The sequence below is a fragment of the Mesorhizobium sp. WSM4310 genome, assembly GCF_007003935.1.
In the GTDB taxonomy this organism is placed as follows: domain Bacteria; phylum Pseudomonadota; class Alphaproteobacteria; order Rhizobiales; family Rhizobiaceae; genus Mesorhizobium.
The window spans coordinates 138,284-162,627 of record NZ_VFTA01000013.1 but is presented as its reverse complement, the minus strand read 5'-3'; the positions used below and the strand labels follow the sequence as shown (position 1 = coordinate 162,627).

Annotated in this window: 26 protein-coding genes; 11 read left to right on the top strand and 15 right to left on the bottom strand. The window is 66.0% G+C overall.

Annotated features, from left to right (window positions below; genetic code table 11):
- The first annotated feature begins 76 nt into the window (after positions 1 to 76).
- From FJV80_RS16580 to FJV80_RS16560, 5 genes are all read left to right on the top strand, one after another.
- Complete coding sequence (locus FJV80_RS16580; protein ID WP_142876956.1) at positions 77 to 1,057, top strand: ABC transporter permease; 981 nt, start codon at positions 77 to 79, stop codon at positions 1,055 to 1,057.
- 237 nt (positions 1,058 to 1,294) lie between these two features.
- Positions 1,295 to 2,299: a LacI family DNA-binding transcriptional regulator gene (locus FJV80_RS16575; RefSeq protein ID WP_142876955.1), complete on the top strand. Its 1,005-nt coding sequence runs from the start codon at positions 1,295 to 1,297 to the stop codon at positions 2,297 to 2,299.
- Positions 2,300 to 2,372: 73 nt separating this feature from the next.
- On the top strand, positions 2,373 to 3,164 hold the full coding sequence (locus FJV80_RS16570) for a 3-methyl-2-oxobutanoate hydroxymethyltransferase (RefSeq protein ID WP_142876954.1): 792 nt from the start codon (positions 2,373 to 2,375) through the stop codon (positions 3,162 to 3,164).
- 8 nt (positions 3,165 to 3,172) lie between these two features.
- Entirely contained in the window at positions 3,173 to 4,183 is a 1,011-nt protein-coding gene (locus tag FJV80_RS16565) for a sterol desaturase family protein (RefSeq protein ID WP_142876953.1), read from the top strand.
- Between the two features lie 174 nt (positions 4,184 to 4,357).
- Entirely contained in the window at positions 4,358 to 4,684 is a 327-nt protein-coding gene (locus tag FJV80_RS16560; RefSeq protein WP_095776197.1) for a MocE family 2Fe-2S type ferredoxin, read from the top strand.
- Positions 4,685 to 4,808: 124 nt separating this feature from the next.
- On the opposite strand, the gene FJV80_RS16555 is transcribed toward FJV80_RS16560, so the two are convergent.
- Entirely contained in the window at positions 4,809 to 6,389 is a 1,581-nt protein-coding gene (locus tag FJV80_RS16555; protein WP_142876952.1) for an alpha/beta hydrolase, read from the bottom strand.
- 195 nt (positions 6,390 to 6,584) lie between these two features.
- Here FJV80_RS16555 and FJV80_RS16550 point away from each other — a divergent pair, with 195 nt between their 5' ends.
- The gene (locus tag FJV80_RS16550; protein ID WP_142876951.1) at positions 6,585 to 7,220 is read left to right on the top strand and encodes a class I SAM-dependent methyltransferase; all 636 of its coding nucleotides are present in this window, start codon (positions 6,585 to 6,587) and stop codon (positions 7,218 to 7,220) included.
- Positions 7,221 to 7,354: 134 nt separating this feature from the next.
- Here the strand turns inward: FJV80_RS16550 and FJV80_RS16545 are convergent, their stop codons facing one another.
- Together FJV80_RS16545 and FJV80_RS16540 are read right to left on the bottom strand one after the other, a co-directional pair.
- A complete protein-coding gene (locus FJV80_RS16545; RefSeq protein ID WP_095775187.1) occupies positions 7,355 to 8,857 on the bottom strand; it encodes an ATP-binding protein in 1,503 nt (500 codons plus the stop codon).
- 312 nt (positions 8,858 to 9,169) lie between these two features.
- Complete coding sequence (locus FJV80_RS16540) at positions 9,170 to 9,823, bottom strand: glutathione S-transferase family protein (RefSeq protein ID WP_185975223.1); 654 nt, start codon at positions 9,821 to 9,823, stop codon at positions 9,170 to 9,172.
- A gap of 167 nt (positions 9,824 to 9,990) precedes the next feature.
- Here FJV80_RS16540 and FJV80_RS16535 point away from each other — a divergent pair, with 167 nt between their 5' ends.
- Complete coding sequence (locus FJV80_RS16535) at positions 9,991 to 10,299, top strand: hypothetical protein (protein ID WP_019859393.1); 309 nt, start codon at positions 9,991 to 9,993, stop codon at positions 10,297 to 10,299.
- 130 nt (positions 10,300 to 10,429) lie between these two features.
- On the opposite strand, the gene FJV80_RS16530 is transcribed toward FJV80_RS16535, so the two are convergent.
- The 3 genes from FJV80_RS16530 to FJV80_RS16520 all read right to left on the bottom strand — a co-directional run bounded on the left by FJV80_RS16530 (position 10,430) and on the right by FJV80_RS16520 (position 13,355).
- Positions 10,430 to 11,260: an aldo/keto reductase gene (locus FJV80_RS16530; protein WP_142876949.1), complete on the bottom strand. Its 831-nt coding sequence runs from the start codon at positions 11,258 to 11,260 to the stop codon at positions 10,430 to 10,432.
- 139 nt (positions 11,261 to 11,399) lie between these two features.
- Positions 11,400 to 12,032, bottom strand: a complete 633-nt coding sequence (locus tag FJV80_RS16525; protein ID WP_095789377.1) for a PQQ-binding-like beta-propeller repeat protein — start codon at positions 12,030 to 12,032, stop codon at positions 11,400 to 11,402.
- Positions 12,033 to 12,134: 102 nt separating this feature from the next.
- Entirely contained in the window at positions 12,135 to 13,355 is a 1,221-nt protein-coding gene (locus FJV80_RS16520; protein WP_142876948.1) for a helix-turn-helix domain-containing protein, read from the bottom strand.
- A gap of 387 nt (positions 13,356 to 13,742) precedes the next feature.
- On the opposite strand from FJV80_RS16520, the gene FJV80_RS16515 reads away from it, so the two are divergent.
- The 3 genes from FJV80_RS16515 to FJV80_RS16505 all read left to right on the top strand — a co-directional run bounded on the left by FJV80_RS16515 (position 13,743) and on the right by FJV80_RS16505 (position 16,011).
- Entirely contained in the window at positions 13,743 to 14,492 is a 750-nt protein-coding gene (locus tag FJV80_RS16515) for a thioredoxin family protein (RefSeq protein ID WP_095775184.1), read from the top strand.
- A gap of 194 nt (positions 14,493 to 14,686) precedes the next feature.
- Positions 14,687 to 14,956 carry a hypothetical protein gene (locus FJV80_RS16510; protein ID WP_095775183.1) on the top strand — a complete coding sequence of 90 codons (270 nt, stop codon included), beginning with the start codon at positions 14,687 to 14,689 and terminating at the stop codon, positions 14,954 to 14,956.
- 50 nt (positions 14,957 to 15,006) lie between these two features.
- A complete protein-coding gene (locus FJV80_RS16505; RefSeq protein ID WP_142876947.1) occupies positions 15,007 to 16,011 on the top strand; it encodes an NAD(P)-dependent alcohol dehydrogenase in 1,005 nt (334 codons plus the stop codon).
- Positions 16,012 to 16,055: 44 nt separating this feature from the next.
- On the opposite strand, the gene FJV80_RS16500 is transcribed toward FJV80_RS16505, so the two are convergent.
- Together FJV80_RS16500 and FJV80_RS16495 are read right to left on the bottom strand one after the other, a co-directional pair.
- Positions 16,056 to 16,814, bottom strand: a complete 759-nt coding sequence (locus tag FJV80_RS16500; protein WP_095775181.1) for an ABC transporter ATP-binding protein — start codon at positions 16,812 to 16,814, stop codon at positions 16,056 to 16,058.
- Complete coding sequence (locus FJV80_RS16495; RefSeq protein ID WP_142876946.1) at positions 16,807 to 17,967, bottom strand: hypothetical protein; 1,161 nt, start codon at positions 17,965 to 17,967, stop codon at positions 16,807 to 16,809. Before FJV80_RS16495 ends, FJV80_RS16500 begins: the two co-directional genes overlap by 8 nt.
- Positions 17,968 to 18,183: 216 nt before the next feature.
- On the opposite strand from FJV80_RS16495, the gene FJV80_RS16490 reads away from it, so the two are divergent.
- Positions 18,184 to 18,456: a hypothetical protein gene (locus FJV80_RS16490; protein WP_019859410.1), complete on the top strand. Its 273-nt coding sequence runs from the start codon at positions 18,184 to 18,186 to the stop codon at positions 18,454 to 18,456.
- 19 nt (positions 18,457 to 18,475) lie between these two features.
- Here FJV80_RS16490 and FJV80_RS16485 read toward each other — a convergent pair whose 3' ends face one another.
- The 7 genes from FJV80_RS16485 to FJV80_RS16460 form a co-directional block, all read right to left on the bottom strand.
- A complete protein-coding gene (locus tag FJV80_RS16485) occupies positions 18,476 to 18,706 on the bottom strand; it encodes a bestrophin family ion channel (RefSeq protein ID WP_348629235.1) in 231 nt (76 codons plus the stop codon).
- A 14-nt stretch (positions 18,707 to 18,720) separates the two neighbouring features.
- A complete protein-coding gene (locus tag FJV80_RS16480; RefSeq protein WP_095789354.1) occupies positions 18,721 to 19,869 on the bottom strand; it encodes a substrate-binding domain-containing protein in 1,149 nt (382 codons plus the stop codon).
- Positions 19,870 to 19,942: 73 nt separating this feature from the next.
- Positions 19,943 to 20,929, bottom strand: coding sequence for an ABC transporter permease (locus FJV80_RS16475; RefSeq protein ID WP_142876945.1), 987 nt, complete (start codon positions 20,927 to 20,929; stop codon positions 19,943 to 19,945).
- Positions 20,926 to 22,497, bottom strand: coding sequence for a sugar ABC transporter ATP-binding protein (locus FJV80_RS16470; protein ID WP_142876944.1), 1,572 nt, complete (start codon positions 22,495 to 22,497; stop codon positions 20,926 to 20,928). The genes FJV80_RS16475 and FJV80_RS16470 overlap by 4 nt, the downstream gene beginning before the upstream one ends.
- A gap of 103 nt (positions 22,498 to 22,600) precedes the next feature.
- The gene (locus FJV80_RS16465; protein ID WP_095793513.1) at positions 22,601 to 23,347 is read right to left on the bottom strand and encodes a DeoR/GlpR family DNA-binding transcription regulator; all 747 of its coding nucleotides are present in this window, start codon (positions 23,345 to 23,347) and stop codon (positions 22,601 to 22,603) included.
- A 180-nt stretch (positions 23,348 to 23,527) separates the two neighbouring features.
- The gene (locus FJV80_RS35575) at positions 23,528 to 23,656 is read right to left on the bottom strand and encodes a hypothetical protein (RefSeq protein ID WP_281408751.1); all 129 of its coding nucleotides are present in this window, start codon (positions 23,654 to 23,656) and stop codon (positions 23,528 to 23,530) included.
- A gap of 4 nt (positions 23,657 to 23,660) precedes the next feature.
- Positions 23,661 to 24,275, bottom strand: coding sequence for a TetR/AcrR family transcriptional regulator (locus tag FJV80_RS16460; RefSeq protein ID WP_095789376.1), 615 nt, complete (start codon positions 24,273 to 24,275; stop codon positions 23,661 to 23,663).
- Positions 24,276 to 24,344: the final 69 nt, after the last annotated feature.

The following is a 24,344-nucleotide window of genomic DNA, read 5'->3' as shown; positions in this document are numbered from 1 at the left end:
CCCCGGCCAGAGGGGGGCGCCGTAGGGCACCATCCCTACAGAACTCACCCACCCCATCGCGAACCGGACCCACCCCATGAGCACGTCAGCGATCACCCCCGTCCCCTTCGGCCGCCGCCTGAAACGCTTCATGGCCGACCGGCCGCTCGTGCCGCTGATCATCCTGCTGGTCATCCTGGTGGTGATCCTGCAGATCCTGCGCCCCGGCATCGTCAACGAGCGCTGGATCGCCAACACGATAAAGTTCGCCATTCCGCTGGCCATCCTCGCCGGCTGCCAGACCATGACCATGCTGACCGGCGGCATAGACCTGTCGGTCGGCACGGTGGCGACGGTGAGCGCATTCATCATGGCCACGCAGATCGTCAACCAGGACCCGGTTATCGCCTTCCTGCTGGCGATGATGCCGGCGGTGTTGATCGGCCTTATCAACGGCATCGGCGTCGGCGTCTTCCGCGTCCACCCGCTGATCATGACGCTGGGCACCAGCCTGATCGGCACCGGCTGCCTGCAGGTCTACCAGCGCACGGTGATCGCGTCGGGCGCGAAAATCCCCGACTTCCTCGCCTGGCTCGGCACCGGCGTGACATGGGGCTTCCCCAACGCGCTGCTGCTGTTCATACCGCTGGCCGCGCTCATCCTCTTCACACTGGCCCGCACCGGCTTCGGCCGCCTGCTCTACGCCGTCGGCGACAATGAGCGCGCGACGCGCCTGTCGGGCGTGCAATACTGGCAGGTCATCACGGCGCTCTACGTCACCTCGAGCCTGCTCGCCGGCATCACCGGCCTGCTCTATATCGGCCTGATCAAGGCCCCATCGCTCTCGCTCGCCGAACCCCTGGTCCTGCCCTCGGTGGCGGCGGCCGTCATCGGCGGCACCTCCATCTTCGGCGGCCGCGGCGGCTACACCGGCACCATCATCGGCGCGCTCATCCTGACCGTGCTGACGACGCTGCTGACAATCCTGCAGATGCCGGAGGGGGCAAGGCGCATCCTGTTCGGACTGATCGTGCTGTTCGTGACGGCGGCTTATTTAAGGATCGTGGAGGAGCGGTAGCGGAACCATGTGGCAGAGCTTCTGACCAAAGTCGACTATCGCCGCCCGAACTCTGGAGGGCTGCTTTGCGCCTCATGTCGGCCACCGAGGCGGCCCTTACCGCACCCCGAAAGCCGACGTTTTGGCTGACTATGCTGAGGGTCGCACACGCGCATTCGATGCCGAAGGGAGGCACATGTCTTGGAAAAAGCATGTGCAGCCGGCTAGGCTCCGGCGTACGGACAGCGGAGGATCAAGATTCCTAAGCCCACCTTCCTTGAGATTGCGCGGCGGGCCGGTGTTGGCACGGCCACGGTCGAGCGTGTCCTGAACGGCAGGGGCGGAGTGCGGCCGCAGACCGTCGAGAAGGTGGTGGCGGCGGCGCGTTCGCTCGATTATCCGCGCCGGCTGCCGGAGGCGCATCGCGGCGTCATTCGCATCGAGGTGATACTGGTCAGGCCGGACGCGACCTTCTTCGCCCGTCTTTCCGATGCCTTCGAGCGCATCGCCGCGACGCTCGATCGCTCGATCGCCGTGCACCGTACCTTTCTCGACGAGGCGAAGCCGGCGGCGATCGCCAAACGCATCCTGGAACCCGATCTGCGCCGCGCGGCGCTCGTTCTCGCAGTGCCCGACCATCCGCTGGTCAGCGACGCCTTGCGGAAACTCGAGGCGGAGAACATCCCGACGGTGCAGATCGTCACCCAGATCTCCCGTACCAAGAGCACCTATGTCGGCATCGATAATTACGCCGCTGGCCGCATGGCCGGGCTGCTCATGGCCAAGATGCAGCGGCGGCCGGGCAAGGTGATCGCGATCTGCCATAGTCAGATCTACCGCGTGCACCGCGACCGCGTGCATGGCTTCTTCGATTATCTGATCGAAGAGGGCAGCGACTTCGATCCAGTCGCGGCCCTTTTCGGCTTTGACGATGGCGATCGTAATGCCGAGCAGTTGCACGAGGCGTTGAAGCGCTGGCCCGACCTTGCCGGCCTCTACAACGCCGGCGGCGCCAACACCGCGCTGAACAAGGTGCTGCGCAAGCACGGCAGAGGCCGCGATATCTTCTTCGTCGGCCATGAACTCACCGAGCGCAGCACCAAGGCCTTGCGCGAGGGCACGATGGATGTCGTGCTCGACCAGGCGCCAGAAGCGCAGGCGCGCCGCGCCATTGACCTGGTGCTCGCCGCGCTCAACCTGCATGACTTGCCCGTCGAAAACCCGCCGATCCGCTTCATCACCTTCACGGCCGAAAACGTCTGATCTGATTTGATCAAGGAATAAGCGGCGACAGCGAGCACGCGGTGCTATCCCTTGCGAAACGGGAGGATGACCAGTGGCAAGGCGGCTGACGACATACGACCTGCAGAGCGCCAAAGGCAGCCGTAAATGGCTGCAGCTCCATGTCGACACGCCGGCCGAGGCCGCTGCCGCAGCGGCATGCGATATCGTCATCCTCTCCTGTGAGCCCGATCACAATCTGGAAGCCATCCGCCAGGCGGCACCTTACGCGTTCCTCTCCGTCGGCATGCCGCATGGCGCGGTCGCCTCGCCTGAGGAGGCCGTGCGGTTGGGCTTCGCTATGATGAAGCGCGGCGCCGATGCGGTCTATTCATCACACTCGCCGCGCTTTATTGAGGCAATGGCGGCGGAAGGCATTCCCGTCACCGGCCACGTCGGCCTGGTGCCTAACCGCGCGACCTGGACGAATTTCCGCGCCATCGGCCGCACAGCCGAGGAAGCGCTCAACGTGCTGCGCGCGGCGAAGGACCTCGAGAATGCGGGCGCCGCCTGCATCGAGGTCGAGGTCGTACCGGTGCGACTCGCCGATCACATCACGCGCTCGACCCCGCTGATCACCATGGGCATGGGTTGCGGCAGCGCCTGCGACACGCAATACCTGTTCTCCTGCGATGTGCTGGGTACCCACACCGGCCACTATCCGCGCCACGCAAAGCGCTATGCCGACTTCGTCACGCTGGAAGCCGAGCTGCAGGAAAAGCGCATCAGCGCCTTCCGCGCCTTCGGCCGCGACGTCGCCGAAGGCAGCTATCCCGAAGCCAAGCACCAGGTGGACATGGATGATGCCGCCTATGACCGCTTACTCACCCTCTCTCAGTCTCTGTGAGGCCCGTCATGGACGACCTGCAATTCGGCACGCGCAACAAGCGAGGCGACTGGGCTCCGAACGAACCGGCCGGCACCGCGCCGCTGTTCGTCTTTCCGCCGCGCCCGCTGGCGGTGCTGAAATGGCTGCCGAGCTATTTCCTGCCCTATAATCTGCTTTTCGCCGTCTCGGCGGTGGCATGGTGGCGCTTCGTGCTGCCCGACGTCGAGGTGATGAAGACGCTCTCCGCCGGCTGGATCCTGCGCCTGTTCATCGTCAACTGCCTGGCGCTGCTCGTCTTCTTCGGCGCCTTCGAGCTTCGACTCTACATTTTGAAAGCCCAGGGCAACCGCTTCAAATACAACGGAAAATGGCCCTCGGAGCAGAAGAACAGGGCCTTCTTCTTCGAGAACCAGAACATCGACAATATGCTGCGCACCTTCGGCACCGGCATGCCGATCTGGACCGCGATCGAGGTGGCGATCCTCTACGCGTACGCCAATGGCTACGTGCCGTGGCTGACCTTCGCCGAGCACCCGGTTTACCTCTTCCTGCTGGCGCTGGTGGTGCCGGTGATCCACGAGACGCATTTCTTCCTGCTGCACCGCGCTATCCATTGGGGACCGCTTTACAGATGGGTGCATTCGGTGCACCACAATTCAGTCAACCCGTCGCCCTGGTCGTCGCTGTCGATGCACCCGGTGGAGCAGCTCGGCTATCTCGGCGTCGCTTTCTGGCACCTGATCATCCCGTCGAACCCGCTCTTGGCGCTCTACCAGCTCCATTATGCCGGCTTCGGCGCCATTCCTGGCCATGTCGGCTTCGACAAGATCGAGCTTACCGAACGCGCCGGCGTCGATAGCCACGCCTACATCCATTACCTCCACCACAGATATTTCGAGGTGAACTACGGCGACGGCCTGATTCCGTTCGACCGCTGGTTCGGCACCTTCCACGACGGCAGCAAGGAAGGCGAGGCCCGCATGCAGGCCCGCTACGAGAAGAAGAAAGCACGTGCCAACGCGGCGGCCATCAAATGACATCTGCACGCACAGCCGCGTGCGACGGTGTGGAAGTCAGTACTTCCGCTCACCACAGCGACAAGGTCGGCCAGGTGGCGCCGACTACCAAGAACTGATCCCAAGGCGAGGTCTCCGGGCGGCTATGAAGGCTATGCGGAGGTGCGCCGCGATCGAATTTTACGGATGGGAAAAATGACCAATTGGATCAGGGCTTGCGGCCTCGATGACATCGAACAGGAGGGTGCCCGACGTTTCGACCATGAAGGCCGGACCTACGCCGTCTTCCGCTCGCCCGACGACGAGGTGTTCTGCACTGACGGCCTGTGCACGCATGAGGCCGTCCATATCGCCGATGGGCTAGTCATAGACTACGAGGTCGAATGCCCCAAACATGCTGGCGCCTTCGACTACCGCACCGGCGCGGCCACGCGCCCACCGCCCTGCATAAATCTGCGAACCTATCCTGCAAAGGTGGAAGGCGGCTCCGTCCTGGTTGCGATGCCGGTGGCAGCTGTCTGAAGACTTCGCGGACCGATCCACTTGCGCCTGACTGCCTTGGGTCAGTTCACTGGTAGGCAAGCGGCGTGCCTCATCGTCCGCTTCTGGCTGCTTATACCTCAAAGCTGCCGACCCGCTTGCGGCCCTATCGAGACATTCGAAGGACAATGCCGAGCCTGCGCCACCCCTCACCCACCCCGCACCATCCCGCAATCCCCTCCAGCAGCGCCCTCTGCTCGCCCACCCAGAACCAGTGATCCTCTCCCTCCACCTCGACAAACCGCGCCCCCGCTATCCTTGCCGCCAGGTACCGCCCGGCCTCGACCCGCACCGCCCGGTCACCCCTGCGGTGCAGCACCAGCGTCGGCGCCCTGACCTTTGACAGCAGCGGCCGCACGTCGGCGTCGCGCAGCGCCTGCAGCAGGCCGGCCACCGCGCCGGGGCTGGAGGCGGCCCGGAGCAGGCCGGCCCACCAGGCGCGCGCCTGGCGGTCGGAGGCCACGCTCGGTGCAAAGGTTTCGATTTCCGCCGGGCCACCCCAGCCGGCGAGCAGGCGCTGTTGCCACAGGTCGTATTGCGCCGATGTGAGCGCGGAGGGATAGTCGGGCGCGCGGCTGCCCTTGGCGAGCGAGCCCCACAGGACCAGGCCGGTCAGGCGGTCGGGGTGGTCGACGGCGAAGCGGATGCAGCCCGGCCCGCCCTCCGAGGCGCCGACCAGTACGGCTTTGCGGCTGCCGGCCGCGTCCATCACCGCCAGTATGTCGCGCGCTGTGGCCTCGACGATCGGGCGGGCGCCGACGCGGTCGGACAGGCCCATGCCGCGCCGGTCGAACAGGATCAGCCGGCCGAGCCGCGACACCGCACCGAGCCAGGCGCGGCAGCTCCTGTCTTCCCAGATGCGCTCGACATGCGAGATGAAGCCGGGAACGAGCACGATATCGGGCGGGCCGCTGCCCATCGTCTGGTAGGCGATATGGATGCCGTCCACGGCGACATAGCGGGTTCTCGGCATCTCCGCTTCGGCATCGCTGGCGCGCAGCAGAGCGAGCGTCGCCGGGTCGGGCACCACGCCGAGTTCGTCGCGCAGCAGCCGCGTACAGGTCTCGCCCTGGCGCTCGGCCGCCGCCCGGTCGCCGGCGGCCAGATGGGCGCGGATCAAATGGCGGTGTGCGCTTTCGCTCAACGGGTCGAGGGCGGCAAGGCGCGTTGCGTGCATCACGGCGCCGCGCGCGTCGCCGCCGGCGATCCTGGCCTCCACCAGCCGCTCCAGCGCCTGCACCAGCCGGCTGCGCAAGGCCTCGCGGCGGAAGAACACCCATTCCTCGAATTCGGGACAATCCGGCAGCGCGAAGCCGGCGAGATAGTCGCCGGTGTAGAGGCCGGCGGCCTCGTCGAGCAGACCGGCATCGCAGGCATGGTCGAAGGCGATGGCGTCGGCCTCGACCGGGAGCCCCGGGCGCAGGCTGAGCGACGCCGCGCCGGCTGATATCATCTCCTCGCCGAACGCGACGCGGATCTTGTACAGCGTGCGCCGCAGGCGGGCGCGGGCGGCTTGCGCGTCGGCCTCGGGCCACAGCAGCGTGGCGGCGACCTCTCGCGCCACCGGTCCGCCGGCCTCGGCAAGGTAGATGACAAGCGCGGCCGCCTTGCGCAAGGCGAGCTCTACCCGTCGCCCGTTCAGCCGGAACTCCGGAAAGCCCAGAAGTCTGAGTTGTATCGGCTCCATCGATCCGCACGCGGCCGCGCAAGGAGAGGACGTTGAGGGGACGCCGGCCTTCTATCCACCCCCCGGTTTCGCGCCGGTCCGGCCCGATCAACTCCCTTGGAGCGAGAAATGTCACCGGTCAATACATCAAGCCATCGCACTTCAGAACCGCTTGGCGGCTGCCGCGTCCCTGCCGCCGGGCATGGAGGCTGAATCATGTGCCAGACCTGCCTCTCCTGGTATGCGCGCTGCGTCGCCCCCTATTTCGTCCATGCCGGCTGTTCGGCCGGCACATTCACGCGGATGCGCAGTCGCGTCATCCCGAGGGCTGAAGGTGTCGTCGTCGAGGTCGGCTTCGGCTCGGGCCTCAACCTGCCCTATTACGACGCCGCCAGGGTGGAGCGGCTGGTCGGCGTCGACCCCGACGGCACCATGCTCGGCCTCGCCGCGCCGAAGAGCCGCGCCATGCCGTTCGCCGTCGAATGCATCCGCGCCGGCGGCGAAAGCCTGCCTTTGGCCGATGGCATCGCCGACACGGTGGTCGTCACCTATGCCTTCTGCACCATTCCGGACCCCGAGGCCGCGCTGAGCGAAATCCGCCGCGTCCTGAAGCCGACAGGCCGGCTGATCTTCATCGAGCACGGCCAGGCCGAGGGACCGCGCTGCCGCCGCTGGCAGCAGCGGCTGAACCGGTTGTGGGGTTCGATCGCCGGCGGCTGCCACCTCAACCGCGATCCGCTGCGCCTGATCGGCGGGGCGGGTTTTCGCCTGCTCGAGGTGCAGCACGGCCGGTTTCCCCTGCCCCTATGGCAGTTGGGCAGCCACCACGCCGGCATCGCGGCCGCAGGCTGACCGGCCTGCACCGGCCGCGCGTTCATTTGGCCGCTGGCCTTGCAGGGAACCCAGCCTGCAAGGCTGCCCGGCCCAGCGTCATCTTGCCCCGTTCATCGATGTCGCGCCGCACTTGCATGCCGCCATGGCCGCCCTCACAGCGCCAGGCTCCCCTGCTCCGCCTCCTCGGCATCGGGGTCGCCGGGGGCGGTGGCCCAGGCGAGTTCGACCAGCGTCACGGTGCGCTTTCCGGTGCCGTCGAGCTGGCAGACGATCAGCCCCTGCTCCTCGATATAGGTCAGCAGGCGCCGGGCGCGGCGCAGCGAGTGCGAGCCATAGGCGCGTGCGATCGCGGCGTCGCTCGGGCACGGCCAGCCTTCCTTCGCCGCCCGCGCGATCATCATGAACACGCCCTGCATGTCGTCGGGCAGCAGCGAGGCGCGCACGGAAACGTCCCGCCAGGCGTCGTCCTGCGTCGTTTCGGAGCCGAGGCCTGCGCGGGCGCGCGTCAGCATGCGGCGGAATTCGGCGAGGTCCGGCACCACCGAGGCCAGGCCCTCGATGCGGCAGCGCACCACGAATTCCTGATAGAGCACGCCGATCACGCGAAAACCCGCATCGGGCTGTGCCAGGATGGCGCGCAGCACGCGGTCGACCCGCTCGCGCCGTTCCGCCAGGTCCTCGGCGCTGATTTGCGGCTCCGCCGGTTCGGGGCGGATTTCCAGCGCCGCCGATTTCGCCGCCATCAGCTGGTCGAGCAGGTCCGGCGACGCCACCCGGCGCGGCGTGCGCACCGTCTCGGGCGGCGGCGCCGCCAGGATGATCGCGCGGGCATCCTCCAGCGCTGCCTCCGGCATCGCCATCAGCCGCGGCGTGCCGTTGCGCGGACTGGTGTCGGTCGGGCCGATGCGCAGGCCGAGCGGCCGGCGCGACAGTGCCGGCCCCAGCGCCATGAACTGCCCCCGCTCCAGGTCGCGAAAAGCTTCCGCCTGGCGCCGCTCCATGCCGAGCAGATCGGCGGCGCGCGCCATGTCGATGTCGAGGAAGGTGCGGCCCATGAGGAAATTGGAGGCTTCGGCCGCGACATTCTTGGCGAGCTTGGCCAGACGCTGCGTGGCGATGATGCCGGCCAGCCCCCGCTTGCGGCCACGGCACATCAGGTTGGTCATGGCGCCGAGCGAGAGTTTGCGCGCCTCGTCGGAAACCTCGCCGGCCACCGCCGGCGCAAACAGCTGCGCCTCGTCCACCACCACCAACATCGGATACCAGTGGTCGCGGGCGACCTCGAACAGCCCGCCGAGGAAGGCGGCGGCGCGGCGCATCTGGTTTTCGGCGTCGAGCCCTTCGAGGTTGAGCACGGTGGAGACGCGGTGGATGCGCGCCCGCTCGCCGGCCGCCTGCAGGCCGCGCTCGGTGTGCTCCTCGGCATCGATCACCAGATGGCCGTAGCGCTCGCCGAGCGAAACGAAGTCGCCTTCGGGATCGACAATGGTCTGCTGCACCCAGGGCGCGCTCTGCTCCAGCAGCCGGCGCAGAAGATGCGATTTGCCGGAGCCAGAATTGCCCTGCACCAGAAGGCGGGTCGCCAGCAGTTCCTCGAGATCGAGGTTCGCTGGGGCGCCCGCCGTGGTGTGTCCCATCTCGATCGCAACGGTCATGTCTCGACTCAAAAAGGTCTCCTGCTCGGAATGGGGCTTAGCAACCCAGGCGCGGCCCGTCGAGCACCGATGGCCGGCGGCCCGGTGTTGCGCACAGTTGTGAGGAAAGGGCCGCCAGGAACGGCCGCCGTCAGCCGCCCCTGTGGATAGTAACCACCCATTCACCATGGGCCGGCGTTGCGGTTGCGCAGGCCGGCCATCCGTTTAGCCTGACCTTGCATCGCGCCCCAACGAGATGCACCCCAACGCCCCAGACGGCGGCCGGCGTCTTCAAGTTTCGTTTCTGTATGCGCCGGTCGTCAGTTTTGTCAGCTACAGCGCCGCACCTTGCCGCGGCATCGGTGCCAGGGGCGGTGCATCCAGCCCCTCGAAAGGGTTGCGCCAGGCGTCGATGGCTTCGAGCCAGCGATACCAGCGGTCGAGCGCGGGATAGTCGCCGAGCGGCAGGCCGGCGGCATCGTTGAAAGGCAGGAAGGCCGCCATGCGGAAATCGGCATAGGAAAGCGACGTTCCGACCAGCCATTGCCGGCCGGCCAGTTCCGCCTCCAGGATCGCGGCCCCCTTGTGGAACTCTTCCAGCCCCTTGCTGACCTTGTCCTCGTCGATCGGCCCGATGCCATAGCGCTGCTTGGTGCCGCGCTCGAAATGCACGGTGTCGCAGGCGCGCATGAAATTCTCCTTGCCCCAGCTCAGCCAGCGGATCATGTCGGGTTCGTCCTCGCCGGTGCGCCAGAAATCGGAACGCGCCGCGCGCGACAACCGGCAGGCTATGGCGTCGGCCTCCCACAGACTGCCGCCGGGCCATGCCAGGATGGGAATGGAGAGGTTGGGATTGAGCGGCCGGAATCGCTCCGCTTGCTCCGGCGCAAAGGGTGACGCGAATTCGAAGGCCACCTCGGCCTTGAGATGGCGCGCCACCGCGACCGCCAGGCGCGGATTGGGATTGCGGCTGAAATACAGTGTCATTTCGCCCACGGCCGGCTCGACCTTGTCATTCATGAGTGTCTCTCCTCGTCCTGGCGAACATGCCAGACCAAGGACGCGACTGGCAGGCGCAATCCGACAAAGTGTGGGTTGACCACCATCGATGGCGAGGCGACACTTCATATCGCACCAAGGCAGGAGGAATTGCGATGGACGAGCCCGAACGGTGGCGCCACATGTCGACGGCACCCAAGGACGGCAGCCGGATCCTGGTCACGGTCCGTCCCTCCGAACAGGGGCCGGCGGAAGTCGACCTCGCCTACTGGTCGCGCGGCGACCAGTTCGCCGGTGAAGGCTGGCGGGCATCGGATTCCTCGCCCGGCCGCGTCGTCGAATATGCCGAACCGGAGCTGAAGTGCTGGATGCCCATGCCCTCGGCCAACCTCAGCCGCGGCGGCTCGATGCCCGCCCCCTGGGAAGGCGACGACGCACAACAGCTGGATGGGTCCGGGATTTAGCGAACGCGGCCGGCGAAGCCGCCAATCTCCCCCCTCGTGGGTTGGATAGGTCCGGGATTTGAGAGCGCCGACGGTGAAGCCGCCGATCTCCCCCCTCGTGGGGGAGATCGGCAGCTTCCCTGCAGGCTCTTCAAAACAAAAATGCCGCCGTCGCCGGGTTCGGTCCGTCGCGGCCATCGGCCGAATCCATGCCCGCGATCGTCTTCAGGTCCTGCGCGTCCAGCTCGAAGTCGAAGACATCGAAATTGGCCGCGATGCGGTCCTGGCGGACCGATTTGGGGATGACGATCAGCAATTGCTGGAGATGCCAGCGGATGATCGTCTGCGCGGCGGATTTGCCGTGCTTGCGGGCAATGCCCGCGATCGTCGGATCGCCGAGCAGCCGGCCGCTGCCGAGCGGGCTCCAGCTCTCCGTCTGGATGTCATGCCCGGCATGAAATTCCCTGAGCGCGCGCTGCTGGAAACGCGGATGCAGCTCGATCTGGTTGGCCACCGGGACCACGCCGGTCTCGCCGATGATGCGCTCCAGATGGTCCCTGTTGAAATTCGAAACGCCGATCGACTTGATGCGGCCGGCCTGCTTCAGCTCGACAAGGGTCTTCCAGGCCTCGACATATTTGTCCTGGCTGGGCACCGGCCAGTGGATCAGGAACAGGTCGATCTGCTCGATGCCGAGTTTTTCCATCGTGTCGTCGAAAGCGCGCAGGGCCGCGTCGCGCTCGTGCGCACCGTTGCGCAGCTTCGAGGTGATGTACAGCTCGCTCCTCGGCACATCAGCGGCGCGGATCGCCTCGCCGACGCCCTCCTCGTTCTGGTAGCCCTGCGCGGTGTCGATCAGCCGGTAGCCGGCCTTGATCGCCCAGCCCACCACGTCGGCGGTGATGCCGCGATCGACCTGCCACACGCCAAGGCCAAGCTGGGGAATGGCGGTGCCATCGTTCAGCGTGATCGGTTCGGGCATGGTCGGATCCTTTGCGAAGAAATGTCCGGGCGGTCGCCCGACCCAGCCTATCTAGGCACGTGCCGGGACGACGACCAGTCGCCGGCGGATAAATTCGCCGGCGACTCACGGACTTGATGTCTTCGTCAGGAGAACCGGCTCATTTCGGCCGGCGCACCGCTCGCACCATCGGGGTGGAAGTGCTGCCGCAGAACAGGCGGTCGCCACCGTCGGATTCCAGCCCCGAGACGGTCATGCCGGCAGGCATGTCGAGCCTCTCCAGAAGCTTGCCGGTTTTCGGGTCGACTCGGCGCAGATCGCTCTCGTCGCCCTCCAAGGTGGCGTGCCACAATTCGCCATCCACCCAGGTCACACCGGTGACGAAGCGGCTGGATTCGATGCTGCGCAGGATTTTCCCGGTCTCGGGATCGATCTGGTGGATCTTGCGCTCGCGGTACTGCCCCACCCAGAGCGTGCCTTCGGCCCAGGTGAGCCCGGAATCGCGGCCGCCGCCGGGCGCCGGGATCGTGGCGAGCACCGCGCCAGTATCGGGATCGATCTTCTGGATGCGATCATTGGCGAGCTGGAAGAAATGCCGGCCGTCAAAGGCGGTGCCGGCATGCGCGGCGACATCGATCGAACGCAGCGTCTGACCGCTTTGCGGATCGAAGGCGTTCAGCCTGTCGCCCGAGGCAAACCAGACGTTCTCGCCGTCATAGCTCACCCCATGTATCCGCTCCACACCCGGAAAGGGTCCGTATTCGCACAGGATTTCGGCCGGTGAATGCTTCATGTCTTGATCCTCGATTGTGGTCGTCATCCGCTGATCTTCGGTACGGGATTTAGGCGTGTCGAGATTCCGGTCAGGCCGGCCTCACCTGAATCTCGCCACACCTTAGCCGTTCGGCAGCGGCGCCGGGAGTAACAAGGTGGTCGTGAATCCGGCCACCGGCGGCGTCATCCAGCGGCGCGCCCGGCCATGGCCGAAAGACTGCACCTTGCCGGCCTCGGCGAGCGGCTCGAGCGCCCGCTGCACGCTGCGCTGGCCGGTTCCGAGCGCCAGCGCCAGCGCCGAGCTCGACCAGGCTTCGCCATCGGCGAGCAAGGCCAGCACGGCGGCGTGCCGTTCTTCGATCGGCCGCGCCAGCACCATCACCGCGCGCGCCAGGCGCGGCGCCAGCGTGAAACCGCGCTTGGTGGCGCTGATGTTGGCAAGTGCTGCAAGCTCGGCGCGCAGCCGGCCGATCTCGACGCGCAGCCGGGCGCGGTGCGATTCATCGGCATGCTTGCCGCCAAAGGCCCGCGCCACGAGTTCCTCGCGCGAGACATCTCCGGGCCAGGCTTCGGCGAGTGCGCGCGCCAGCGCGAACAGCACCGGCCGGCTCGCCAGCGAGACTGTTCGGTCCCCGGCGCGCACGGTGTAGCGAAAGGCATCGACGACCAGCGCCGGCGATGCCTGCAGCGCCTCGACCTCCTCGAGCAGCAACGGCCGCTCCGTGCCTTGGGTGATCAGCCGCGCCGCCGGCGTTTCCAGCGCCAGGGATGCGCTGTCGACTTCGGCCATGAGGCCTGGAATACCCGCCTGGCGGGCGGCGTTGCGCGCCCATTCCAGCGCCGCGCGCGCCGGCCGGGTCCGCAGGCGCCGCATGGCGATGCCGGCGACGGCGAGCTCATGCGCGGCCCGTGCGGCCGGCGGCAGCGGCGTCGGGTCGAGCCCGGCCAGCACATGCTCGGCCTCGTCGAGCCGGCCGATCAACAGTAGGCGCCGCACCTTGAGATGACCCGCATGCGCCGCGTTCAGCCGGTCGCCATGCTTTTCCAGCGTCATGCGCGCCGCGTCGAGCGCCTTGGCCGGCCAGCCCAGGTCACGCGAGACCAGCGCGATCTCGGCCTCGGCGACGATGCATCTGGCGCGCGCGACGGCCTCTTTCGGGCTGAAGGCGCGCGCCGCCCGCCGCAACAGAAGCTTGGCGCGGTCGAAGTCGCCGAGCTGCGCCATGGCGATGCCGCGCAGCGCCAGCGCCGGCGCATCCTCGCGCAAGGCGACGCGGTCGAGCGCGCCGAGCGGATCGCCCGCCGCCAGCGCCAATGCCGCCGCGGTGATCAGCGAGTCCATGCAAATCCCGTCAAACTTGTAACTCCCACCGCGGCACGTTTGCGCCCTAGCTTAAATCACCACCGCCGGTCAGCAAGTCGCAACGGCGCGATGGAGACCTAGCCATGTGGCTGAGGCCGTCATCGGCACCGTTGACGCCAATTCCGGCACTCGCTAGCCTGAGCATCTCAGGTATTAACAGTAAGCATCTCATTAGGGATAGTTGAAAATGCCTGCAACCGACAATCTCGAACACACCGCACGGCCCCGCCACCCCTGCTGCGCCGGGCCGGACGATTCCAATCCCGTCGCGGATGTAACTCACCCCACCCCGCCTCATCGCTCTACCCTGGATCCCAACGCGATCGCAGGCCGCGACGGCGCCATGACTGACAAAGGAGAAGACCAATGACCAAGCACATGACGATGAAGACCCCGCCGGTCGTTTCGCGGCAGGAATGGGACGCCGCCCGCGAAAAGATGCTGGTGAAGGAGAAGGCGACGCTCCGCGCCAAGGATGCGCTCGCCGCCGAACGCCGGCGCATGCCGTGGATGGAAGTGGACAAGGCCTATGTGTTCGAGGGCCCCAACGGCAAGGCAAGCCTGCTCGACCTGTTCGAAGGCCGCCGCCAGCTGATCGTCTACCGCGCCTTCTACGAGCCGGGCGTCTATGGTTGGCCCGATCATGCCTGCCGCGGCTGCTCGCTCGGCGCCGACCAGGTCGGCCACCTCGCCCATCTCAACGCCCGCAACACCACGCTGGCCTACGCCTCGCGCGCGCCGCAGGCTGACATTGTCAGGCTGAAGGCGCGGATGGGCTGGGAGATGCCCTGGTACACGATCACCGACAGCTTCGACAAGGATTTCGGCGTCGACGAATGGCACGGCCACAACGTCTTCATCCATGACGGCGACCGCGTCTTCCGTACCTATTTCATCAGCAGCCGCGGCGACGAGCAGATGGGCACGGTCTGGAGCTATCTCGATGCCACCCCGCTCGGCCGCCAGGAGATCTGGGAGGATTCGCCCGAAGGCTATCCCCAGACGCCGCTCTACAGCTGGTGGAACTGGCACGACAATTACGAAGCTGGCGCCGACAAGAAATGGGCCGAAGTGGCCGCCGCCGGCGAAGCCGCCTTCAGGGACAAGGGTGAGTAGCAGGAACTGGCGAGAGCCAAGCCCCTGTCCAGCCTGGGTTCCTCGCTCGAGAGAGGTGGCTCGGCGAAGCCGAGACGGAGAGGCTGCGCCCGAAGGTCCCCTCTCCGTCCGCTTCGCGGACACCTCTCCTCCGCCTGTGGCGGGGGCGAGGAACCCAAGTTCTGACGGGCCGCAACCATCACGGGATCAAGATCATGAGCGATATCCATTCTGGTACCGGCAGCGCGACCCCTGAAAACACCAGCACCCTTGGCATCGCCGACTGGCTATGCCTCGCGGCGGCACCCACCTTCGCCCTGATGGCGCTGCTCTCCTGCCTTCAAGGCGGCGACGCGGCGATGCTGTGCATGGGCGCCTCGCCGCTGACCGGCCCGTTAACCGGGATGCCGGCCATGTATCTCCTGATGAGCGCCTTCCACCTGGCGCCCTGGCTGCGGGTGATTTCCGGCCGCCAGATTCGATAGCGCCGGCGCGCGCCGCCTGCATTAAACATCCCACATTTCGGAGAAGGCAGATGAAGCTCGTCAGGCTTAGAGCGCCGGGTGGCCTGGACAGGCTCGACCTGGTCGAGGAAGATCCGCCCCAGCCGGGACCCGGCGACGTGATGGTCAGGATCCGCGCCTGCTCGCTGAACATGCGCGACGATTTCGCCGTGCAGGGCAAGACACCGCTGGCCGACCGCCGCGTTCCGCTGTCCGACGGTGCCGGCGACGTGATCGCCGTCGGCAGCAATGTCGATGCGCTCAAGCCCGGCGACAGCGTCGTCAGTGTCTTCTATCCCTGGTGGCTGGATGGCGACATGACGCCCGCCACCAGGCGCGACATTCCGGGAGAAAGTTTCGACGGCTTCGCCAGCGAATATGTCTGCATGCCCGCGCAGGCCTTCACCAAAGCTCCCGCGGGCTATACGCACGCGCAAGCGGCGGCGCTCACCTGCACCGGCGTCACTGCCTGGCGAGGCCTGGTCGTGTGCGGCAAGGTCAAGCCCGGAGACACGGTTCTGGTTCTCGGCACCGGCAGCGTGTCGCTGTTTGCGCTGCAATTCGCCAAGGCCGCCGGCGCCAGGGTCATCGCCACCTCCTCCGATGAGGAAAAGCTGGAGCGGTTAAGCCGCCTCGGTGCCGACGCCGTCATCAACTACAAGGCCGTGCCGGACTGGAGCCGCAAGGTTCGAGAGTTGACGGACGGACGCGGCGTCGATCACGTGATCGAAGTCGGCGGCCCGGCCACGCTGGCGCAATCCCTAACCGCCTGCCGGACAGGCGGCCACATCGCCCTGATCGGCGTGCTCACCGGCTTTGCGGCTGATGTCTCGATCCCGGCCATATTCTCGAACCAGATCCGCATCAGCGGCATTTCGATCGGCAGCCGGGCGGACCAGGAGGACATGATCCGCGCGATAGAGGCCAATCGCATCAAACCCGTCATCGACCGCCGCTTCCCCCTGCGCGAGATAGCCGCCGCCTTCGCGCACTACGCAGCGCGGAAGCATTTCGGCAAGGTATGCCTGGAGGTTTGAGCCCTGCGTGACCGCAGCGATCGCGAAACGACTGCAACGTGCCCTCACCCATCGACCGCCTGGACCGTCAGTGCCTGCATGACTTCGGCTTCGAAGGCGCCGGGCATCTGGCCAGCCTCGGCCAGTTGCCTTGCATGCCAGTCGCGCGCCATGCGGCCATCGGCCAGGAGGACGGCGCGGTTGCACAGTCCCGGCACCGCTTCCACGACATGGGTGGAGATGATGACGGCATGGCGGCCACTGGAAGCCAGGGCCAGGATGATGCGCTTCACCTCAAAGCCGGCGAGCGGATCGAGGCCGTTCAGGGACTCATCGAGGATCAGCAGCGGTGGCGCGCCAAGCAAGGCCGCGGCAATGGCGATCTTGGCCCGCGTGCCGAGTGAATATTCGGCGATCGGCCGTTCAATCCAGCGCTTGAGCCCGAGCCGTTCGGCGACATCGACGCCAGGCCAGTCGTCTTCGGCGCAGCCGCGGATCGAGGCGACGAGTTGAAGGTATTGCCGCCCGCTCAGCGCCGCCGGCAGGTCGGATGGATCGACGGCAAGGCCGAAGCCTGACTTGGCGCGTTCCGGTGCCCTGGCAAGGTCGGCGCCGTCGATCGCCACGGTCCCTCCGAGCGGCCGGATCTGGCCCGTGATCGCCCTGAGCAAGGTGGACTTGCCCGAGCCGTTGGCGCCGAGCAGGCCCAGCACGTCGCCCCGTTCGAGCGACAGATCGATGCCGCTGACGACCGCGCGACGACCATACCCGGCGCTGAGCCCGCGAACCGCGAGGATTTCGGCGGGATCGACGCTGCTATCCATGGCGATATCTCCGTTGCGCCTGGTGCCACAGAAACAGGACAAGGGCGGCAAAGCCGATCAGCACCGTGCGCCCATATTCGAGCGTCTCGTAGCTGGCGTAGGCAATGGCGCCGAGGAAGCTCAGCGCGGCAACGAACAGCGCGGTCATGAAATAGGCGGCAAACACCGCATAGGCGCCGTTCAGCGCCAGCAGCCAGAAGCCGCTGGCGAGCGGCATCGCCCAGGCCGACGGCTCCGCCGCCAGGGCGGCGCCCGCCGGCAAGAGAAAGAAGGCAAGCGACAACTGCAGCGGCAGCCGCGCCAGGCGCAGCCAGGCCCTGACGAAGCCGAGCGGAGCCGTGCGCAGCACCGGCGAGCCGAGCGGATGGAACCGAGCGCTCAGCATGAACACCAGAAGGCCCCCGGTCAGCCCTGCCATGGCCGCCGGCACGGCATCATGGCGGACAAGGCTGATGGAGCCAGCAACGACCGCCGCGAGGCCGAAAAGGATGGCCGCTCCCGCCAGCCGCCATGAAAACCTTACGCGCCCGGCGGGCAGACCCCAGGCCCAGCTCGAGAGCCAGGCCGGCGTCGATCGATCGAAGGCGCCGAGCGACGGGCGGCGCCCGCCCGGATCGCTCACCGGATCGGTATTGTCGGCGTGGACCAGGTCGCGAGCGCTCCGCAGGCGCAGCACCGCCGCCGCGCCAAATCCGGCGCCAAACAGCATCGCGGCACCGAGACCCCAGGCCGGCGCCAGCGGCTTTGCGATGACGAAACAGCCAAGGCCCACTGTCGCCGCGACGATGAAGGCAAGGGGAACGCCCAGCGCGCATGCCGCCACCGCCGCCATGCGCCGGCGCTCCATGAGTGAAAGCGGCAGTGCTTTCAGGAACGGCGCGAAGGCACACGACAGGCAAAGTCTTGCGATTGCACTGCCGGCGAAGCCGCCAAGGCAAAGAAGCGATCCCGGCAGGCCGGCCGTCCACAGCGCCTGTGCCTGCCGCAGCGCGGTGGATGCCGCCTGCAAGGCGACGACGATGTCGGCAATGGCGTAGGCGAGCAGCGCCCCGCCGCCAGTGACGATCCATGCAAGGTCGCGTCGGCGCATCGAGCGCAGGCCAGCCGAGAGCTCGCGCCAAATCAGGGTCAGGACAAGCCTGTCGTGCCGCATTGTTCCATCTTTGCGATCGCCAGCGGTTGGACATCGACATAGGTCGGCGACGATTGTGCCGCCAGTAGGGCCGTCGTGGCTCAGTCCCAGGGACGGACGTATATCAGCAACCGCTAATTGACAGTCTACGGGAAACAGCGCTCACTGGCCCGTACAGGTGGATCGCAGCATCAGGCGGGCGATATCGACCGCCGGCGTCACCCTGGGGAGGATGCCATGCCAACCGTAATCGGCCATCACAACATCTCGAAAGACAGCAAGCACTGGCTCAGTTCACCCAAGCGCAAGGAGCTTTTCGGCTCGCTGGGGATCACCAACATCCGCACCTTCGTCGATCCGCAGAACCCGAAGCGGGTGGCCGTGATGATGGACGTGCCGGACATGGACAAGATGGCCGCGCTGATGCAGAGCAAGGCGGCCGCCGACGCCATGGCGCACGATGGCGTGGTGCCGGAATCGCTGGTGATCCTCGTCGAAGCGAAAGCGTAGCCGCGCCAGATCAGGCACTTCAGGTCGCGATGTCGTTGACGGGCAGCAAGGGCTTGGGCAGGTCAGCCTCGCCAAGTCCGGCGCGCAGTTCGATCTCGATGTCGCGGCAGATCTGCGAGATCGGAACGTCGTTGGCATTGCCTTCGAATGGGTTGGCGCTGCCCTCGCCGACCTGGTCGAGAGACATGTAGGCCCAGCCCAGAATGGTCGTTCCGGCTGGTGGCGCGGGATCTCTCCCGCGCCCACGCAATTACCTCAATTACCTCAATTGCACTTCGGCTTGGCGCTGTTGCAGGCGTCGACGAGCTCGGCCGGCGGATCCTTGTGGAAGACGGTCTTGAAGGATTCCAGCACGTTGGACTGCACCACCGGCAGCGACTGCACGCCGACCCAGGCCGGCGTGGGTTGCCCGATCAGCGCCTTCATCATCGCCATCGCTTCGGCCACACCCTGGTCATAGGGGCGCTGCGAGCCGGTTGCCTTGAGCGGGCCGCCCTTGGCAATTTCGATCGCCGACTGCAGGCCGAGATCGACCGTGGTGATCGGAATGTCGATGCCTTGCGCCCGCATCGAGGACAGCGTGTCCAGCGCCGGCTGGTCCCAGACCGCGAACAGGCCCTTCACATCCGGATTGCCGGTGAGGAAGTCGCCGGAGATCTGCGAGACCTTCGAGGGATCGGTGAAGTCGACCTGCTTCATGACGATGTCGGGCCGGTTCTTCTTCATCCACTCGCCGACGCCCTTGGTGCGCTCATTGGTGCTGAAATAGTCGACGCCGAAATTCACCAGGCCGATCGTGCCGCCCTTGGGCATGCAGGAGGCCAGGATCTGCGCAGCGATCTGGCCGTTGCCCTGGCTGTCGGCCGAGATCATCGAGGCAAAATCCTTTGGAGATGAGAGGCCAACCGGGATGCTGTCCATGAACACCAGCTTGATGCCGGCCTCGCCCACCTTCTTGTAGGTCGGCGCCGTCGCGGTGAAATCGACGGGAATGGAAATGATGCCGTCCGGATGCTGCTGGATGGTGTTCTCGATATCGGCGATCTGCTTGTCGACCTGATATTCGGCCGACGCCACGCCGGTGACGGTGACGCCATATTTGGCCAGCGTTTCGCTGATGCCTTGCACCTGCAATTGCGACCAGTCGAGGTTCACCGTCTGCATGGAAATGCCGACCTTGAACTTGCCGGCCTTGACCTTGGCGGCCTCGTCATCGGTCAGCTTCAGCTCGTCGGGCGAGGCTGCCTTTTCACCGTGCGGGCCTTGGCCGACAATGCCCTTGGGGCCGAGCGTCGCCATGTCGACGCCGCTAACGCAGGTGTCCGGCGTTTGCGCGAGGCTGAGGGTCGTCGACAGCGCGAAGGCGCTGGCGGCGAGGCTCAATGTGCAGAAAAGCGAGTGAACCGATTTCATGACTTCCTCCGTTGATTGTTGATATTGTCTTGCCGTTTGGAGCCGGCGGCTTCTGCTGATTTCCGCGTGCGCCTTACCTCCTCGTGAACGCGACAGCGGCGACGATGATTGCTCCTTTAATGACGAGTTGCAGTGACGAGCTGACGCCGAGCAGCACCAGCCCGTTGTTGAGCGTGCCGATGATCAGGCTGCCGAGCAGCGTGCCGAGCACGAAGCCGCGGCCGCCGAACAGGCTGCAGCCGCCAAGGATGACCGAGGCGATGACATCGAGCTCCATGCCTTGCACCACATCGGGCCGCGCCGCGTGCGAGCGCGCCGACAGGATCAGCGACGCCAGCCCGGCGAGCGTCCCGGTCAGCACGAAGGCAAGCGTCGTGACCTGCTTGATATGCACGCCGGAATAGAGCGCCGCCGTCGGGTTGCCGCCCGCCGCGTAAACCCGCCGCCCATAGACGCTGTAGTGCAGCAGCAAGATGCCGGCGATGGTGACGCCGAGCGTCCACAGGATCGGCGCCGGGATGCCGAGCACCGAGCCTTCGCCGAAGATCGCGAAATAATACTCGTTGGTGATGATGACCGGCTTGGTGTTGGTGACCATCAGCGCCAGCCCGCGTGCGCCGCTCAGCGTGCCCAATGTCACCAGGAAGGACGGGATTTCCAGACGCGTGGTCAAGACGCCGTTGAGCAGCCCGATCAGCGCCCCGGTGCCCAGCCCGGCCACGGCGCCGACGACCCAGTTGTTGGCGACAAAGGCCATCGCCAGCGACGCGCTCATGCCCGAAAGTGCCAGCGTCGAGGCCACCGACAGGTCGATCTGCCTGGAGATGACGACGAATGTCATGCCCACCGCAATGATCGACACCAGCGTCGTCTGACGGCCGATGTTGAGAAAATTGTCGATAGACAGGAACCATGGTGACGCCAGGCTGAAAACGATCAGCATGACGGCGAAGGCGACATAGAGCATGTAGGGACGCTCGCCCTTGAGCAGATGCTGCAAGGCCGAGCGGCCGCTCGGTTGGTTGGTGGCGGCTTTTGCCGGGCTCTGGATGTCGGTCATGCCGCGTGCTCTTCCGATGGCTGCGAAAGTTGAATGAGGTGATGCAGGTCCTCGGCGCTGCCGAATTCCGGCCGCGCGATCGTCCTGGTGATGCGGCCATCGACGACGATCGAGATGCGGTCGCAGAGTTGCAGCAGTTCGGAGAGATCCGAAGACACCAGCAGCACCCCGCTGCCGGCCGCCGAAGCGGCGCGAATGACGCCGTAAATCTCCTCGCGCGCGCCGACATCGACCCCGACCGTCGGCTCGTCGAGCAACAGCACGCGCGGTCGTGGCTCGTTCCATTTGCCGAACACGACCTTCTGCTGGTTGCCGCCCGACAGGTTCTTCACCATGGTCGACGCGCTTGGCGCCTTCACGGCCAGCCTGCGCATCGCCGCATTGGCATGTTCGCTCGCCGGCCGGCGCTGCAGCCAGCCAAGGCGCGAGAAATAAGGCAGCCGCGGCAAGGTCAGATTGCGCTCGATCGAATGTTCGAGGACCAGGCCCTGGACGTGCCGGTCCTCCGGCACCAGTGCGATGCCTTGCCCGATCGCCGCCGCCGGGTCTGTTCCCTTCAGCGACACGCCGTCCAGGCTGGCCTCGCCCGACTGGATGGGCCGCAGGCCGAAGATGGTCTGCAGGATTTCGGTGCGTCCGCTGCCGATCAGCCCGGCAAGGCCGTGGATTTCGCCCGCGCGCAATTCGAGACTGGCCCCGTCGAGCCGGTCATTGCTGACGCCTTTCAATTCGAGCACGGGCTTTTCAGATGAACCGGCGGACGGCGCCTGCCCTTGTCCGGATGCGGCGCCATCTGCTTTTAGCACAGCGTGATCCGGCCCGACGATCGCGCCGACCAATTGCCGCATATTGGTTTGCGCCGTGACGAAAGTTCCGGCGTTCTGGCCGTCGCGGAACACCGTCACCCGGTTCGAAATGCGGAACACTTCGTTGAGGCGGTGGGTGACGTAGATCACCCCGACGCCACGTGCTGCAACCGCCCGGATCGCCTCGAACAGGATCTTCTCCTCATCATCGGTCAGCGCCGAGGTCGGCTCGTCGAGGATGAGCAGGCGGACATCGCCCATCAGCGCCTTGGCGATCTCGGTCATCTGGCGATAGGCGAAGGGCAGCGAGCCGACCATGGCGCGGGCATCGAGCGGAATGTTCTGCGATTTGAGGAAGGCCTCGGCCTGCGCCACCAGCTGGCGCTTTTTCAGGAAGCCGAGCCGCGTCTGCGGCTCTCGCCCCAAAAGCAGATTGTCGGCGACCGACAGCGACTCGACCAGACTCAGATCCTGGTAAACCACCGCCACGCCGGCATCGCGCGACTGGGCGGGCGAAGAAAACGAGACAGGCTTGCCGTCGATTTCGATCGAGCCGCCATCATGCACGTGCACGCCGCTCAGGATCTTGATCAGCGTCGACTTGCCGGCGCCGTTTTCGCCGAGCAGTGCGTGGACTTCACCGGACAGGATCTCGAGGCTGACGCCGCGCAGCGCATTGACGCCGCCGAACCGCTTCCTGACGCCCTCGACGCGCAGCAAGGGAGCCTCGGAAATCAGCGCAATCGAACCCTGTTCGACCATGACGCCCGCACTTCCTCCCGTTGACGCGTCCCCTACCCCCGTCGAGTCCCTTTTGAGACTTCTCTTACTTTTTTTGTGACTTTTCCATCAGACCAGTAAAATGTCAAACGGCCTGCGGCAGGAATGAATCCGGCCCGACCTCGCCATGTTCGGTGATGATGGCGTCGAAGCCGTCCATGGCCGAAAAAAAGGCCCGCTTGAGCTTGCCGATCTTGCTCGAGTCGATGACCAGATAATTTTCGCGCGCCAGGCTCATCACCTTCTGCTTCACCACCGCTTCGTGGAAATGCTCGCAGGTGGCGCCGCGCTTGGCGTCGACGCCGGCGGCCGACAGGAAGGCTGCGTTGATGCCGACGCTGTTCAGAATGTCGAAATCATGCGTGCCCGAGAAAGACGCCGAGGCCGGATGATAGACACCACCCAGCATGATGATGGTGACATTGGGCTTGCGGCTCAGGCGTTCCGCGACATTCATGGCGTAACATATTGCCGTTATTTGATAATTGTCGGGAATGAGATCGATCAGATGGATCAGCGTCGTGCCGCAGTCGATGAAGATCGTCTCGTCGGGCCGTATCTTGCGCACCGCATGCACACAGGCTTCGCGCTTGGCCGCCGCATGGCTGTCGGCCGCGGTCGCCAGTTCATAGGGAATATCGGCCTCGATCTCGGCCGCCGCCAATATGTGCCCGCCGAGATAGGCGATCTGCCCCTGGTTGGTGGCGATGTCACGCCGCACCGTCATCTCGGAAACGCCGAGCAGCGCTGCCGCTTCGCTGAGATGGATAACCCGCCGCTGCGACAGCAGATCGATAAGCCGTGCCGTCCTTTGCGCCTTGCGAGCCGTCATGCGTGGGCCTGTGCATCTCTTGAAATGTGAGGATTTTAACAACCGCTCGCATTTGGTTGCAAGCCCTGCGTCCCGCTTCGCTCTAGATCTCTTTAGGTGCGGCGCGAAAGATAATCGCGAAGGCGATGCAAGCGCCGTTGAATCTCCAGCTTATCGAAGAGAAATGGGCCGCCGCCGGGTCTATAGCTCTTGAACAAGCTGATCGTCGGGATAGGCCGCGTCGAGCAACGCTTCCAGATTGTTGGCGGCTGCCAGGCTGGTGTCCTCCCCGCTGACGAACCTTGTCAGCAGCAAGCTGAGGTCGTCCACGATGTCAGCCCTTCCCCGCCCCGAACCGCAACCCGTCCATCAAGAGCTTGACCAGCCGCCGCGAACGGTCGCGCCACTCCGGCGTATCGGGCGCTGAGTAGATGCCCGACAGCGCGTGCAGCACGTCGGAGGCATCGACGTCGCCACGGATGGTGCCATCGGCCACCGCCGCCTCGACCAGTTGGCGCAAGGCCTGCGAGACCCGCCCCGACGTGTCGGAGAACAGGGTGGAATTGGTTGTCAGCAGGATGCGCAGGCTGGTCGCCAGGCCACGCTTGGTGGCGATGTAGTCGACGAAGCGCCGCATCCATTCTTCCAGCGCGACATCGGAGGGATGTTTCGCGGCAAGCTCGCCGGCGGCGGCGCACAGCGCCTCGACCTCGCGGCGGTAGACCACCTCGACCAGATGCTCACGCGTCGGGAAATGCCGGTAGAGCGTGCCGATGCCGACGCCGGCGCGACGCGCGATCTCCTCCAGCGAGGCATCGATGCCGCGCTCGGCAAACACCGAAGCCGCCACCTCGACCAGCCGGTCGCGGTTGCGCCGGGCATCCGCGCGCAGCGGCTTTTCCTCCGTGGCGGTCTTCGTTTCGGCGATTGCGGACGGCTCGACGGCCAATTTTTTCTCCACATTGTGTCAGGGGCTTGAACCCGGCCGGGTCAGCCCCCACGTAATAAACGGAGGCAC

What these genes read in the sequence shown, in the direction of transcription:
- FJV80_RS16465 (WP_095793513.1), bottom strand. Translation starts at nt 23,347, where the DNA reads ATGACGGCTCGCAAGGCGCAAAGGACGGCACGGCTTATCGATCTGCTG.
- FJV80_RS16545 (WP_095775187.1), bottom strand. Translation starts at nt 8,857, where the DNA reads ATGACCGTTGCGATCGAGATGGGACACACCACGGCGGGCGCCCCAGCG.
- FJV80_RS16580 (WP_142876956.1), top strand. Translation starts at nt 77, where the DNA reads ATGAGCACGTCAGCGATCACCCCCGTCCCCTTCGGCCGCCGCCTGAAA.
- FJV80_RS16550 (WP_142876951.1), top strand. Translation starts at nt 6,585, where the DNA reads ATGTGCCAGACCTGCCTCTCCTGGTATGCGCGCTGCGTCGCCCCCTAT.
- FJV80_RS16560 (WP_095776197.1), top strand. Translation starts at nt 4,358, where the DNA reads ATGACCAATTGGATCAGGGCTTGCGGCCTCGATGACATCGAACAGGAG.
- FJV80_RS16500 (WP_095775181.1), bottom strand. Translation starts at nt 16,814, where the DNA reads ATGGATAGCAGCGTCGATCCCGCCGAAATCCTCGCGGTTCGCGGGCTC.
- FJV80_RS16505 (WP_142876947.1), top strand. Translation starts at nt 15,007, where the DNA reads ATGAAGCTCGTCAGGCTTAGAGCGCCGGGTGGCCTGGACAGGCTCGAC.
- FJV80_RS16475 (WP_142876945.1), bottom strand. Translation starts at nt 20,929, where the DNA reads ATGACCGACATCCAGAGCCCGGCAAAAGCCGCCACCAACCAACCGAGC.
- FJV80_RS16540 (WP_185975223.1), bottom strand. Translation starts at nt 9,823, where the DNA reads ATGACACTGTATTTCAGCCGCAATCCCAATCCGCGCCTGGCGGTCGCG.
- FJV80_RS16515 (WP_095775184.1), top strand. Translation starts at nt 13,743, where the DNA reads ATGACCAAGCACATGACGATGAAGACCCCGCCGGTCGTTTCGCGGCAG.
- FJV80_RS16520 (WP_142876948.1), bottom strand. Translation starts at nt 13,355, where the DNA reads ATGGACTCGCTGATCACCGCGGCGGCATTGGCGCTGGCGGCGGGCGAT.
- FJV80_RS16510 (WP_095775183.1), top strand. Translation starts at nt 14,687, where the DNA reads ATGAGCGATATCCATTCTGGTACCGGCAGCGCGACCCCTGAAAACACC.
- FJV80_RS16530 (WP_142876949.1), bottom strand. Translation starts at nt 11,260, where the DNA reads ATGCCCGAACCGATCACGCTGAACGATGGCACCGCCATTCCCCAGCTT.
- FJV80_RS16495 (WP_142876946.1), bottom strand. Translation starts at nt 17,967, where the DNA reads ATGCGGCACGACAGGCTTGTCCTGACCCTGATTTGGCGCGAGCTCTCG.
- FJV80_RS16555 (WP_142876952.1), bottom strand. Translation starts at nt 6,389, where the DNA reads ATGGAGCCGATACAACTCAGACTTCTGGGCTTTCCGGAGTTCCGGCTG.
- FJV80_RS16535 (WP_019859393.1), top strand. Translation starts at nt 9,991, where the DNA reads ATGGACGAGCCCGAACGGTGGCGCCACATGTCGACGGCACCCAAGGAC.
- FJV80_RS16490 (WP_019859410.1), top strand. Translation starts at nt 18,184, where the DNA reads ATGCCAACCGTAATCGGCCATCACAACATCTCGAAAGACAGCAAGCAC.
- FJV80_RS16565 (WP_142876953.1), top strand. Translation starts at nt 3,173, where the DNA reads ATGGACGACCTGCAATTCGGCACGCGCAACAAGCGAGGCGACTGGGCT.
- FJV80_RS16525 (WP_095789377.1), bottom strand. Translation starts at nt 12,032, where the DNA reads ATGAAGCATTCACCGGCCGAAATCCTGTGCGAATACGGACCCTTTCCG.
- FJV80_RS16470 (WP_142876944.1), bottom strand. Translation starts at nt 22,497, where the DNA reads ATGGTCGAACAGGGTTCGATTGCGCTGATTTCCGAGGCTCCCTTGCTG.
- FJV80_RS16480 (WP_095789354.1), bottom strand. Translation starts at nt 19,869, where the DNA reads ATGAAATCGGTTCACTCGCTTTTCTGCACATTGAGCCTCGCCGCCAGC.